This is a genomic window from Flavobacterium ponti (assembly GCF_042652765.1).
In the GTDB taxonomy this organism is placed as follows: Bacteria; Bacteroidota; Bacteroidia; order Flavobacteriales; family Flavobacteriaceae; genus Flavobacterium; species Flavobacterium ponti.
On the sequence record NZ_JBHSGW010000027.1, the window covers coordinates 311446 to 325366 of the forward strand.

8 protein-coding genes are annotated in these 13921 nt (G+C 27.2%); 5 read left to right on the forward strand and 3 right to left on the reverse strand.

The annotated features are described in order from the left end of the window. The first annotated feature begins 20 nt into the window (after positions 1 to 20). Complete coding sequence (locus tag ACFO3U_RS13270) at positions 21 to 1199, forward strand: Pycsar system effector family protein (RefSeq protein ID WP_379743369.1); 1179 nt, start codon at positions 21 to 23, stop codon at positions 1197 to 1199. On the opposite strand, the gene ACFO3U_RS13275 is transcribed toward ACFO3U_RS13270, so the two are convergent. Both ACFO3U_RS13275 and ACFO3U_RS13280 read right to left on the reverse strand, forming a co-directional pair. Further along, on the reverse strand, positions 1196 to 3496 hold the full coding sequence (locus tag ACFO3U_RS13275; protein WP_379743371.1) for a GAF domain-containing protein: 2301 nt from the start codon (positions 3494 to 3496) through the stop codon (positions 1196 to 1198). The genes ACFO3U_RS13270 and ACFO3U_RS13275 overlap by 4 nt on opposite strands. A gap of 2 nt (positions 3497 to 3498) precedes the next feature. Then, entirely contained in the window at positions 3499 to 4413 is a 915-nt protein-coding gene (locus ACFO3U_RS13280; RefSeq protein ID WP_379743374.1) for a DUF6268 family outer membrane beta-barrel protein, read from the reverse strand. 192 nt (positions 4414 to 4605) lie between these two features. Between ACFO3U_RS13280 and ACFO3U_RS13285 the strand changes: the two genes are divergently transcribed. The 4 genes from ACFO3U_RS13285 (at position 4606) to ACFO3U_RS13300 (ending at position 13218) form a co-directional block, all read left to right on the forward strand. Further along, the gene (locus ACFO3U_RS13285) at positions 4606 to 5400 is read left to right on the forward strand and encodes a phosphatase PAP2 family protein (protein WP_379743377.1); all 795 of its coding nucleotides are present in this window, start codon (positions 4606 to 4608) and stop codon (positions 5398 to 5400) included. 8 nt (positions 5401 to 5408) lie between these two features. Continuing rightward, positions 5409 to 10397: a translocation/assembly module TamB domain-containing protein gene (locus ACFO3U_RS13290; protein ID WP_379743380.1), complete on the forward strand. Its 4989-nt coding sequence runs from the start codon at positions 5409 to 5411 to the stop codon at positions 10395 to 10397. Then, complete coding sequence (gene tamL / locus ACFO3U_RS13295; protein ID WP_379743383.1) at positions 10384 to 12675, forward strand: translocation and assembly module lipoprotein TamL; 2292 nt, start codon at positions 10384 to 10386, stop codon at positions 12673 to 12675. Before ACFO3U_RS13290 ends, tamL begins: the two co-directional genes overlap by 14 nt. A gap of 102 nt (positions 12676 to 12777) precedes the next feature. Then, positions 12778 to 13218 carry a ferritin family protein gene (locus ACFO3U_RS13300; protein ID WP_379743386.1) on the forward strand — a complete coding sequence of 147 codons (441 nt, stop codon included), beginning with the start codon at positions 12778 to 12780 and terminating at the stop codon, positions 13216 to 13218. Between the two features lie 59 nt (positions 13219 to 13277). On the opposite strand, the gene ACFO3U_RS13305 is transcribed toward ACFO3U_RS13300, so the two are convergent. After that, positions 13278 to 13784 (reverse strand): pyridoxamine 5'-phosphate oxidase family protein, encoded by a 507-nt coding sequence (locus ACFO3U_RS13305; RefSeq protein ID WP_379743389.1) that lies wholly within the window; start codon positions 13782 to 13784, stop codon positions 13278 to 13280. Between the last annotated feature and the right edge of the window lie 137 nt (positions 13785 to 13921).

The window sequence follows — 13921 nt, forward strand, 5'->3', positions numbered from 1 at the left end:
TTAGTATATTATTTAAAAGTATGAAATTAGTTAATAAAGCAGAGTTATTCGTTACAGAATTATTTGAAAACGTTCTAGAATTCAAATATACATATCATAATATTAATCACACTAAATCCGTTGTAAAAGCTGTTGAAGAAATTGCAACAAATGAAAAAATATCTGAAGAAGATTTAGAAGCTTTATTAGTTGCTGCTTGGTTTCATGATTGTGGTTATGTTGAATGTAAAGAAGGTCATGAAGAAGTAAGTAGCACCATCGTTTCAAAATTTTTACAAGAAAATAATTGTGATGCTCTTTTTATTGAAAAAGTTGAAAGAATCATTTTGGCAACCGTTTTTGACCATAAACCTAAAGACATTCTTGAAAAAATAATTTGTGATGCAGATTATAATCACTTAGGAAAAGACTGTTATTTTGAAGTTGCTTCTCACCTTAGAAAAGAATGGGAATTAACAAATTACAAATCTTTCAGTGATTTAGATTGGGCAAAAGGTAATTTAGAATTATTGGAAGAAAAGCATCGTTTTTTCACAAATTACGCTCAATTACACTGGAAAGTTGGAAAAGAAAAAAATATTAAAAAAATAAAAGAAAAGATAGAAGAAATGGAGAAACCAATTGCTGAAGAAAAAGAAACAAAAAAGAAGAAAAAAAAGAAAAACAAAAAATTAGGAAGAGGAGTTGAAACGCTTTTTAGAGTAACAATTAATAATCACACCCGTTTAAGTGATATTGCTGATAGCAAAGCCAATATTTTATTATCTGTAAATGCTGTAATTATATCAGTAGCTTTATCCGTTTTAATTCCAAAATTAGATAGTCCAGGAAATGGTTATTTATCATTGCCAACTTTTGTATTGTTATTTTTTAGTGTTTCATCAATAATCTTTGCTATTTTATCAACTCGTCCTAAAATAACAAAAACAGATTTTACGGATGAAGATGTAATCAACAAAAAGGTAAACCTATTGTTTTTTGGGAACTTTTATAAAATACCTTACGATGTTTTTCAAGGAGAAATTAATAAAATGATGGAAGACAATGATTATATGTATGGTTCGTTAGCCAAAGATTTACACTATTTAGGTATCATTTTAGAAAGAAAATATAGGCTTTTGCGTATTACTTATACCATTTTTATGATTGGCATAATCGTTTCAGTTCTTGCGTTTATTTATGCTTATAAAAATTCTTAGTCGATACTTTTAACAGTAACCCTCAATGCTTTTAAACCTGTAACACTCTGTAGATCTTCAACCTCTAATTTTTCAATAGTTGGTTCGAGTAAATCTTCAGATATTAAATACTTTAGATATTTTAAATATTCTAGTTTTTCATCATTTTGTGAGTATACAATTGTAATTTTATTGGGTTGCGTAATTCTTTCTTCAGTGTTTTTTATGAAAGACTTATCGATTCTTTTTTTCACAACTTCATATCTTGCGTTGTAAGAACCGTCAACATCAAAAAGTTTTTCTTCTAATCTAAATCTTATATTTAAAGGTGTGCTAAATACCAAAATCAGCGTTGTTACTTCTAAAGGAAATTCTAAAATATGTTTCCATTTTTGGTAATTATAAACTGTTTCGCACAACGTTTTAAGTTGCCATAATCTTAGATTATTTAAGTAGATAGTACTAAATTCTTTTTTAGGTTCGATTGATGCTCCAATGTATAAATTGTGTTCAATACCATCTGTAGCATATCTTTCATAATAGTGAGGAAAAATCTGCTGTGCTTCTATTTGTTTTTTATCTAAATAACTGGCTATCTTTTTATTAAGTACAGTAACCGACTCATCATATTTTCTCCTTGATTCGTAAATCATATTCAGTTGTTCGTCCATTTGACTTAGATACAACTCAATTTTATTTTTGACTTTATCTGAAAATTCTAAAGTGTTTAGTATAGGATGAACCTCATTTTGCACATATCTATTGAAAACACTTTCTGAATTTACTTCATAATTGTTTTCAATATCATCAGCTAATTTATTGAGCTCAAAAATAATTTGTTCAACAATCAATAAGTTGTTTTCTTTAGATATATCGTTGAAAATTGAAATTAAAATATCTAATTGTTTTTCAATATCATCTTTTGAAGCATTCAGTCTATTTTCAGAAGAACTTTTTATATCAATTTGCCCAAATAAAGCATGAACGTCTTCGAAAATTATATCTTTAAAATTATATTCTTCAATATCTTTTCCTGATTTTAAAAACTGACTGGCTTGACTTTTAAATTTCCAATAAACACTTTTGTGAATTGAGGTATATTCATTTTGAATTATAGCATCAATTTTATTTTTATTTTCTTCAATTGCCTTATCAATCGTGTTCTTAACAATTGGTAAAACCAAATTAAGTTTAGAAATATTTCTTTTCTTGATAGCATGTTTACTCTCAGATACAATCTCAAAAAAACCTACAACTAAACCGTGAGAAACAATGGGAGCAATAATTAAACTCTTAATATCTTGTTCAACTAAAGATTTTATTACTTTAGATTTTGGATGACCAATACCATAAACCTCAATATCTTGAACTACAATACTTTGTCTGTCATTCAGAAGTCTTTTAACAATTGTGTCTTCTTTATAATCAGAAATAGGTAGAAATTCTTCTTTATTAAGGATAAAACTATCTATCTGAAGGTTATTGTATTTTGGTTTTATGAGTATATCTTCATCATGATTATAAATCGTTACTCCAACTTTTAAATCTTTTATTCCAAAAATTGATCTAAAAATTTTTTTAAAAATTTCATCCGTAAAGACAGATTCAAGATTGGTTTGTAAAAGGTTTGTTTTAAGGTCAGAAACTGCGTTATCAATAGTATTTTCAATCAAAGTAAATATACTAAAACCTTCAATTGTCCAAGAGTTTAAAGGAAAAAGTTGCTTCCACAATTCATAGTTATCAAAATCATCAAGCAATTCATTTATTTGATTAGAAGTTGGAACATTTTTGGGATCATTTGGAAAAATCTTTACAAATTCATGATTGTCATCCACAATGAAACTTTTAAAAATACCATTTCCATCTTCAAATTCAACGGTTATTTTTTTATCATAAGAAATTTTATTTTCCAACAATGAGTTTAACAATAAAATGCATTTGTACTTATATAATTCATCTTCTGAAATGTTGCAAAATTTCACTTTATTATCATCTGAAGTTTCTGGTTGAGCTTGTTTTAGCTTTTCAGAAAAAAACAATAATTCTTCACCCATTGGTTTGGTAATCATTTTAAGCTCGTTCTTACTTAAATGTGATGGTATAACTAATGAAAAGAAAGAATTAAATAATGCCGAATTGTCTTGAATTGTTTTAAGATTTATCTCATTATCAATGGCTAAATTATTTATTTGAGTAAATAAACTCTCTAAATATTTAGGAGAAATTTGCAAAAAATCTTCACTCCAGACTTCTACAAAAGGTTCAATAGAAAATTTTGAATTAAAAGGAAATTTATTATTCTTAAGTTTTGTCATTATTATTTTTTATCAGAATCTACTTTATAACTTACCCCAACATTAAGAAAGAAATTGGGCTTAAATGAATCATTATAAAATTCTGAAATTCTATCATAGTTACTGTTGTATTGTTCATATAAACGACTTACAGTAACACCTGCTTTAAATGATAACCAAATATTAGAACCAAGATCTTTTGCATATGTTGGATATATAAAGATATTCATATTTCTTAAATAAGTTATATCATTTGGGTTAATTGTTGGATCTTCAGATAAATTTAAATGTGTTAAATTGCTTTCTGCATGATAACCAAATCCATAGGAATACCCTTCTTTAGCAAATGAAATAGATGCTTTTGTGGGTATAAAAGCACTAATTTTCATGTTGTCTTTTTTGTATTGAAAGTATAAAGCTGGTAGAATTCTAAACTTACCATTATTGTTGTTAACATTTATACCAATTCCATATTTGTAATTTGGATTTTTAATCACATCTTTCACAAAAACACCTGTAAAAGAAGGAAACATATCTTCATTATGAATGGGTTCTTTCCAATCAGTTCTTATGTTTACCCTTGGAGCTGCATAAAATGTCCAGTTCTCATCTAGTATTTGTCTATATAAAATCATTAATTTAAAATGATGCATATTATCAGGATAATTATTAAACTCAGGGTCGTATGAATCAAAATTGTAATCATATAATCTATAATTAATTAATCCATTAATTTTAATTTTTTTACCAATTTTAATTGTTGGCATATAACTTTGAAAATCAACTTCTGTTAAATGAGCTTTTGCATCAGCATTATTTAAATTTGAATTTGGAATGTGCGTAATTTCAAGGTGAACTGCATCAGTATCAAATTGTGAAAAAACTGGAATGCTCCATAATATAACGATACCTAAAATGAATGTATAACTTATTTTCATATGTAGTGCTTTTTGTAGTTTGTAAAATTAAACACGCAACTACAAATTGAGTTATATAATTTTTGCAATAACTTATATAATTAAATTTTAGCTACTATTTGATTTAAATTATATAACATAATTAAATTATCTTGTAAAGAGGTTTTAGATAAAACTTATCAAATTTGTGATTCAATAATTTAATTGAAAATCATGAAAAAAACATTCATTTTAATTATACTTCTTTGTCACTTTATTGGGTTTTCTCAAAAAACATCTCCATATGAAACTGATTTTTTAGTTGATGGGTCAATTATTACAGGAGTTTTAGGTGTCAATGCATTAGGTTTAACAATCATCAAAAACAAAGATTCTCTTTCGTTAGAAAAATTTAATAATTTAAATAAAAATGATGTTTGGGCTTTTGACAGATGGTCTGCTGGTTATAACAATGATAAAGCATCAAAAGACAGTGACTTGCCATTAATTGCTTCATTAGCTGTTCCGTTTCTATTTACTTTAGATAAAAACACTAGACAACATGCTGGACAATTATCTGTAATGTATGTTGAATCTGTTGGAATTTCTTTAGCTATGTTTACAATGACTGCTGGATTGGTTGAAAAATCAAGACCAAGAATTTATAGTGGTGAATTATCTGATGAAATAAGAAGATCAAATGATAACCAAAGATCTTTTTTTAGTGGACATGTAGGAGCAGCTGCTGCATCAACCTTTTTTGCTGCTAAAGTATATGCTGACTTTTATCCAAATTCAAAAGCAAAACCTTATATTTGGGCTGGTGCTGCAATACTTCCTGCTGTTGTTGGATATTATAGAGTTAAAGGTGGAAATCACTTTACTTCAGATGTAATTGTTGGTTATGTAGTTGGTGCAGCAAGCGGAATTTTAGTTCCTCATTTGCATAAAAGAAAAGAAAAAAATCTAAAAATTGCTCCAGAAATTGGTTTTGGATATCAAGGAATTGGAGTAAATTATACTTTCTAATTTTGAAGTTGAAAAAGAAAAAAATTTTAAAAGTAATTTTATGGATAATAGGCTCAATAATTGGGCTTATTTTTCTTTTATTGTTACTCATACAAATTCCTTATTTTCAAAATTTAGCTAAAGATAAAGCCGTAATATTTCTACAAGAAAAAATTAAAACAAAAGTCGAAATTGGTACAATTGACATTGGTTTTCCAAAAAAAATAATTTTAAATGATGTCTATTTTGAAGACCAATCAAACGATACCTTATTAGCTGGAAAATCTCTAAAAATTGACATTAATCTTTTTAAATTATTAAGTAATAAAGTAGAAATAAATTCAATTGATTTAGAAAAAATAACTGCTAATATTAGTGTAAATAAAGATTCTGTTTATAATTTTGACTATATCATTAAAGCTTTTGAAACTCCTAACGAGCCAAAAACTGATGAGAAAGGAATGGAAATTTCCATCAAAAAAATCAATTTAAACGATATAAAATTCAGATACAAAGATGCTGTAGCAAAAAATAATGTTGATTTATATGTAAATCATTTTGATACTGAAATTGACAAATTTGATTTGAACAACTTAACTTTTGGTGTTCCTGAAATTAATTTAAAAGGTTTAAAACTTAAATTAAATCAAGATTTAGTTGAAGCTAGCAAAAAAGCCACTCAAAAAATTAAAGAGGAAGCTGACACAAACATTTTAAAATTAAAACTTAAAGACATTAATCTTGAAAATATTGATGTTACATATAAAGATGCCATCACAAATTTAGATACCAAAATTCAATTTGAAAATCTAAAAACAAAAGTCAAAACAATTGATTTAGAAAAACAAGTTATAGCCTTAAAATCGATTGAATTAAATAAAACTAATGGCCAACTTACCTTAACAAAATCCAAGCAAACTACTCAAGAAAGTAATGAAAACACCTCATCAGGTTTAACATGGAAAATTGATGTAGAAGACATTTCAATAACCAAATTTAATTTAGAATTTGACAACAATAATGAATTAAAAACGCAAAAAGGAATTGATTTTAATCATTTAAAAATAAACGATTTAAACTTCAATGGGAATTCTCTTGCAATCAATAATGATGCTTATAGCGGAACTATTAATTCATTCACTTTCCTCGAAAAAAGTGGTTTTAGATTAGACGAATTGGCTACTGAATTCGACTACAATTCCAAAGGTGCTTCATTGAAAAACTTAACACTTAAAACACCTCAAACTACTTTGCAAGATAACATTGTAGTAAGTTATCCTTCTATCCAATCGATTAGTGAGAACATAGAAAACTTGACTTTAGATGCGAATTTAGAAAATAGCAGACTTGGTTTTAAAGATGTTTTATTACTTGTTCCAGATTTAAATTCAAATGATATTTTTAGAAATAATCCCAATGCAATTGTAAATTTTAATGCAATTGTAAAAGGGAAAATAAATAATTTAAGAATAGACACTTATAATGCAAATGGAATTGGAAATACAGAAATTAACGCAAAAGGTACAATCACAGGTTTACCAAATATTGACAATACTTTCTTTGATTTAAACATTATAAATTTCCAAAGTACATCAAAAGATATTTATGCTTTTACTCCAAAAAACACTATCCCAACTACCATTCAATTACCAGAAAATTTTAATGTAAAAGGAGATTTTAAAGGAAGTATAAATATTTTTCAAACCAATTTAGATGTAAAAAGTTCACTTGGAAATGCAATTGTGGAAGCTACTTTTGATCAATCTAGAAAAAATGATGAAAAATATATTGCTGATGCAAGTGTAGAAAATTTCGATTTAGGTAAATTCATCAAAAACAATCAATTTGGAAAAGTAACTGCAAATGCTACCATAAACGGAAAAAGTCTTGATCCTTCAAAAATGACTGCAAAACTGACTTCAAAAATTGTAAAAGCAAGATTCAATGAATACGATTACAACAACATAAACATTAACGGAAACATTGATAATGGATTATTTGTTGCCAATGCAAGTTCGACTGATCCAAATTTAAACTTTGTTTTAGATGCAAAAGGCTCATCAAATTCAGAAAAACCAACTTTAGATTTGAAGTTAAACATTGAACTTGTGGATTTGAATAAATTGAATCTTCATGCTGGTCCTTTAAAAATGAGAGGAAATATCACAGCTAATTTTGAAGATTTAAATCTAGACAATTTGAATGGAATTGTTAATGCCAATAATTTTTTAGTGGCTTTAGAAAAAGAACAATTCCCTTTGGACACAATTAGTATTCGAGCAATTTCAAATTTAGAAAAAGATTCAATTATCTTAAAATCTCAATTTGCCAATGGTTTAATTTCTGGAAATTATAAACTTTCAACTATTGCTGATCAATTGACTAATTCAATTTCAAAATATTATCAGTTGGACAAAAAATATGTTCCAAGCAAAGAAAAACAAAAATTAGATTTTGAATTCGTCATCAAAGACAATCAAATCACAAAAAAAATAATTCCAGAACTTACTGAATTATCTGAAATCACAATTAATGGAAGTTATAATTCTATCAACGATTCCATTGTAATAAATGCTTCAATTCCAAGATTAAATTATGCAAACAATGAAATTTCAAGTGGTGTTTTAAAAGTAACTACACAAGAAAATGCTTTGATGTATGATGTATCGTTAGCTAAAATTAAAAATGCAGAATTTGAAATTCCAAGAACAACTTTGGTAGGAAAACTAGAAGACAATACTGTTGATTATGCTTTGAATATCAAAGATGCAGAAAACAAAGACAAATACATCATTTCTGGAATGTATAAAGATAGTTTAGGAGCATCAATCATCAGTTTGAATCCTGAAAAATTATTATTGAATTACGAAGATTGGAAAATTGACAATGGAAATAGCATAAAAATAGAGAAAAACGGAATTTTAGTTTCAGATTTCAAAATCGAAAACAACCAACAATCTTTTTCACTTCAATCAGAAACCAATTCGGCTACTTCTCCAATTGTAGCAAAATTTGAAAACTTTAAATTGGAATCGTTAACCAGTATAGCTAAATCAAATTATGAAGTTGGTGGAAAAATAAATGGTGAAGCAACAATTAAAAATATCACCACTACTCCATTATTTGTGGCTGATTTAAACATTGACGATTTCAAAATCAAAAATGATACTGTAGGAAATCTTAATCTAAAAGTGGACAATAAAACTACAAATTTATACAGTGCAAACGTAACTTTATCAGGTTTTGAAAATGAATTAAATATTAACGGAAATTACAACATTAGCAATGAAAGTTTAGATTTTCTTGTAGACATTCAAAAACTTCAAATGAAATCTTTGCAACCTTTTACGTTAGATAATTTAAGAGAAAGTGAAGGCTATTTAAATGGAAAATTAGATGTTACTGGTAAAGCTTCAAATCCAAATATAAACGGAAATATCAAATTTAATGATGCAGGTTTTCTTGTTGTGAAACTCAATTCAAAATTTAATTTAATAAACGACAATATTGTTTTCAATACTAATAAAATTCTTTTTGACAACTTTAAATTACAAGACGAAAACGGAAATCCATTAACTATAAACGGTTCAATTAATAGTCAAGATTATACCAATTTAGGATTTGATTTAAACGTAATTGCTAAAAACTTTAGAGCTGTAAATTCAAAAGCCAAAGACAATGATTTGTTTTATGGTGAATTATATTTGGACAATAATTTAGGAATCAAAGGAACATTAGAAAGTCCAATTATTGATGGAACTATCAAAATAAATGAAGACACAAAGTTCACAATTGTTTTACCTCAAAGTGATCCATCCATTGCTGACAGAGAAGGAATTGTTGAATTTATAGATCAAGACCAACCTGTTTTAATTACGGTTGAAGACCCAACAAAACAAATTACACAAACAGAAATAAAAGGAATTGATGCTTCGGTAAATATTGTCATTGATAAAAAAGCAGAAATCTCAATTATCATAGATGAAGCAAATGGAGATTATTTAAAATTACAAGGTGAAGCTGAATTAACTGGTGGAATTGATCCTTCAGGGAAAACAACTTTAACTGGAAAATATGAATTTTCTGGTGGTGCTTATGAAATGAATTTTAATTTAATCAAAAGAAGATTTGATATCAAGCCAGGAAGTTATATTCTTTGGACTGGTGAACCAACAACTGCAAACGTTGACATCACAGCAGTTTATAAAGTTGATGCTTCACCGCTAGATTTAGTTAGTGATCAATTAGGAGATGTTCCTGCTGAGACGAGAAACACTTACAAACAAAGAATTCCTTTTGAAACAGAATTAAAAATGAAAGGAGAATTATTGCAACCTGAAATTTCATTTGACATTGTTTTACCAGATGGAAACAATACCGTTTCGGCTGAAATAATTAATACAACACAAACCAAATTAGAACAAATTAGACGTGACGATGATGCTTTGAATAAACAAGTTTTTGCTTTGTTATTATTAAATAGATTTATTGGTGAAAACCCTTTTGAAAGCGAAACTGGTGGTGTTAGTGGAGCTTACTTGGCCAAACAAAGTGCTAGTAAAATTTTATCCCAACAATTAAATAATTTAGCAGGAGATTTAATCAAAGGTTTTGAATTAGACTTTGATTTAGAAGCCACTGAAGATTATTCATCAGGTCAAAAACAAGAAAGAACAGATTTGAATGTTGGACTTTCAAAACAATTATTAAATGATCGATTAAAAGTTACTGTTGGAAGCAGTTTTGGCCTTGAAGGAGCACAACAAGAAAACCAACAAGCCTCAACAATTGCAGGAGATGTAACTGCAGATTATCTAATTACAAAAGATGGTCGTTATAAATTTAGAGCTTATAGAAAAAACAATTATCAAGTAGCTTTACAAGGACAAGTTATAGAAACTGGAGTTGCTTTTATCATCACCATGAATTATAATAAGTTTAGAGAATTATTCAAAAAAAATCGTAAAGACAGAAGAAAAGGAAACATAAAAGACAGGAAAAAGAATGAGACTAAATAATTACATCTTACTATTTTCAGCAGTTTCAATCCTTTTGAGCTGTAGCGGAACTCATAAAATTCCTGAGGGAGATTTATTGTACGTTGGTCATACTATTGATATTGAAAAAGGAAAAGAAGATAAAAAAACTAGAAAAGCAATAAAGTCTGAATTAGATGAATTAATTCGTCCAAAACCAAATAAATCTATTTTAGGAATGCGACCTGGTATCTTTTTTTATAACATTTATGATACAGTAAAAAAAGATAAAGGTTTTAAACATTGGGTAAAATATAAATTAGGAAAAGAACCTGTTTTGATGAGTAAAGTTGATTTAGAATACAACAAAAAAGTCATTCAAAACTATATTGAGAATAAAGGTTTTTTTAATGCAAATTCAAAAGCTGATTCAACCAGAAGTGGCAAAAAAGCAAAAGCTAATTATCAAATAAAATTAAACAATCAGTATAAAATTAAAAGTGTTGTTTTTCCAAAAGATTCTATTCTTTTAAGTCAAGAAATTAATAACATCAAAGAAAATAGTCTTTTAAAAGTTGGCAATCCATATGATTTAGACCTAATAAAAAATGAAAGAACCAGAATTGATGCAACTTTAAAAGAACGAGGGTTTTATTATTTCAATGAAAATTATTTGCTAGTTCAAGTGGATAGCACGGTTGCCAATCATGAAGTGGATTTAATTTTAAAAATCAAAAGTGATATTCCTGAAAAAGCAAAAAATCAATATAAGATTAACAACATTTTCGTGTATCCAAGTTTTAATATCAGAAGAGATACAATCGCTTCACGAAAAATGGACACTATTCAATATCAAGATTTGACAATTATTGATAACCGAACAGTATTTAGACCTATCATTTTTGAAAAAACATTGTTGTTTAAAAAAGGAGATTTATACAATAGAAGAATTCACAATTTATCATTAAATCGATTAATTACTTTAGGAACATTTAAGTTTGTTAAAAATGAATTTGTAGAAAATAATAGTTCGAAAGAAAATCAATTAGATGCTTATTATTATTTAACAGCTTTACCAAAAAAATCCATTCAAATTGAAACATTAGCCAAAACCAATTCAGCCAATTATTCCGGAACTGAATTAAACATCAATTGGAGCAATCGAAATACTTTCAAAGGAGCTGAATTATTAAAAATATCAGCATTTGCAGGTTTAGAAGTTCAAGTTTCTGGGCAAAATAATGGATTCAATGTGTATCGTTTTGGTGGTGAAGCCAGTTTAACTTGGCCACGATTTATCTCACCTTTTAAAATGACTTCAGGAAGTGCTTATGTTCCAAACACAAAAGCATCGATCGGATACGAATACCAATTACGAACACAATTATATTCTCTAAAAACCTTAAATACTTCTTTTGGATATATTTGGAAAGAAAACGAACGAAAAGAACATGATTTAAAGGTTTTAAATATAGCTTTTACCTCATCCAACAATGTTTCTGATTTATATAAAGAGCAAATTGCTGCAAATCCTTCTCTTCAAAAAGTGATTGACAAACAGTTAATTTTTGGCACAAATTATTCCTATACTTTCACAAATACAATGTTGCAAAACAAAAAAAACAACATTTATTTTAGAGGTGGAATTGATTTATCAGGAAACTCTTTAGGATTAATTTTAGGAGCAAATGATTATAACAACCCAAAAACTATTTTAGGAGTTCCTTTTAGCCAATACACAAAAGCTGAAGCTGAATTTCGTCATTATTATAATTTCAATAAAGAAACAAGATTTGTCAGTAGAATTATTGTTGGAGCAGGAATTCCGTATGGAAATTCTAAAGAATTACCTTTTATAAAACAATTTTTTATTGGTGGAACAAGTAGTATTAGAGCTTTTAGAGCAAGGTCTATTGGACCAGGAACTTTCAATGGCAATGAAACAACCAATTCATTTTTACCAGACCAATCAGGTGATTTAAAATTAGAAATGAATGCTGAATTTAGAGGAAAAATATACGATTTTATAAAAGGAGCTGCTTTTGTTGATGCAGGAAATATTTGGTTACTAAATGAAGATGCTGAAAAACCAGGAGCACAGTTTTCAAATCAATTTTTAAGTCAATTAGCTGTTGGAACTGGTGTTGGACTTCGATTTGATTTTGATTTTTTGATTCTTAGAACTGATTTAGCTTTTCCATTAAGAAAACCATATTTACCAAAAGGTGAAGAATGGGTAATTGATGCTATTGATTTTGGAGATAGAACTTGGAGAAAAGAAAACTTAATTTTCAACTTAGCGATTGGATACCCTTTCTAAATGACTGTATATCTTGAAATTAATTTCTATAATTTTATAACTCAAAAATATTTTGGAATACTAACTTAGACACATGTATTAAGTTAAATCTAAAATTATATTATGGAATCAAATACAGTAATTAATCATAAAATTCAAGGAATCATAGCAAAAGCCATAACTACTGAAAAAGTATATAAAAATTTTGCAGAAAACGTAACTAATCAAAGTTTGAAGAAATACCTGAATTCAAAAGTTTTACAGAGGAATAGTTTAATAAAAGAATTGAAAACTTTTTTAATGAAATCTCAAGAATTAACCTTTGAAGCAGATATTAATATTTCAAATTATAAGCAAACAAATTCTTCAAAAAATGATGATCAAACAATTCTTGAAAAATCCATTAGTATTGAAAAAGATATTTTAAATCATCTTGAAGATATTTTAGACAAAGAATACATAACAATGGATTTAAGAAATATTTTAAGTAATCATTACAATAGTATCAAAATTGAATTTGAATCAATCAAGACTTTAGATGACATTCACAAAGCATATTCATAAAATAAAAAAAAGGTTCTTCTTAATGAAAAACCTTTTTTTTTATAGGAATTATTTCAATTTTAAAATTTCAAATCTCCTTCTCTACCAATATCCATTTTTAGGCCAGTTGCAGCTTGCGTTGCAATTTTTAATAAGGAAATAACTTTCCCATTTTTATTGTCCCAATAATGAACATCTGATGGTTTAACACAAATTAAGGATACATTTGGATCTTTTTTTCCTTCTTCAAACCAAGCTTTTGCAATAGGAGACCATAATTTTTCAATGATTACTTTATCCTTAAAAATTTGGGCATTACCAAAAACAGTTAGAAATTCACTATCACTAGTATTGGTATAAAAAAGTTGAACTCTATTATCTGTTTTAATTTCAAAATTTTTATTGCTTTGTGAGGAACTTATAAACCATAAATTTCCTGAATCATCCACTTTTGTACTTGCCATTGGCCTTGTGGTTATCGGCAAAGAAGTTAAATCTGTACAAAACAAACATGTTTTTGTATCGCTAATCAATTTCTGTAATTTCTCAATTGCTTTTTCCTCAAATAGGTTTTCTATCTTACTCATAATTTTAGTTTTTAAGTTTACTCAAAACTATGAATACTAAGCAGTTATTCTATTACAAGATTTTAGGTAAAACTTATAAAATGTTAAGCAATCAAAGTATATTATATAATAAAAAACTAAAATTATGTAAATCCAAA

Bases quoted from the DNA above. Each gene is read 5' to 3' on its own strand.
- ACFO3U_RS13270 (WP_379743369.1), top strand. From the start codon at position 21: ATGAAATTAGTTAATAAAGCAGAGTTATTCGTTACAGAATTATTTGAA.
- ACFO3U_RS13275 (WP_379743371.1), bottom strand. From the start codon at position 3,496: ATGACAAAACTTAAGAATAATAAATTTCCTTTTAATTCAAAATTTTCT.
- ACFO3U_RS13280 (WP_379743374.1), bottom strand. From the start codon at position 4,413: ATGAAAATAAGTTATACATTCATTTTAGGTATCGTTATATTATGGAGC.
- ACFO3U_RS13285 (WP_379743377.1), top strand. From the start codon at position 4,606: ATGAAAAAAACATTCATTTTAATTATACTTCTTTGTCACTTTATTGGG.
- tamL (WP_379743383.1), top strand. From the start codon at position 10,384: ATGAGACTAAATAATTACATCTTACTATTTTCAGCAGTTTCAATCCTT.
- ACFO3U_RS13300 (WP_379743386.1), top strand. From the start codon at position 12,778: ATGGAATCAAATACAGTAATTAATCATAAAATTCAAGGAATCATAGCA.
- ACFO3U_RS13305 (WP_379743389.1), bottom strand. From the start codon at position 13,784: ATGAGTAAGATAGAAAACCTATTTGAGGAAAAAGCAATTGAGAAATTA.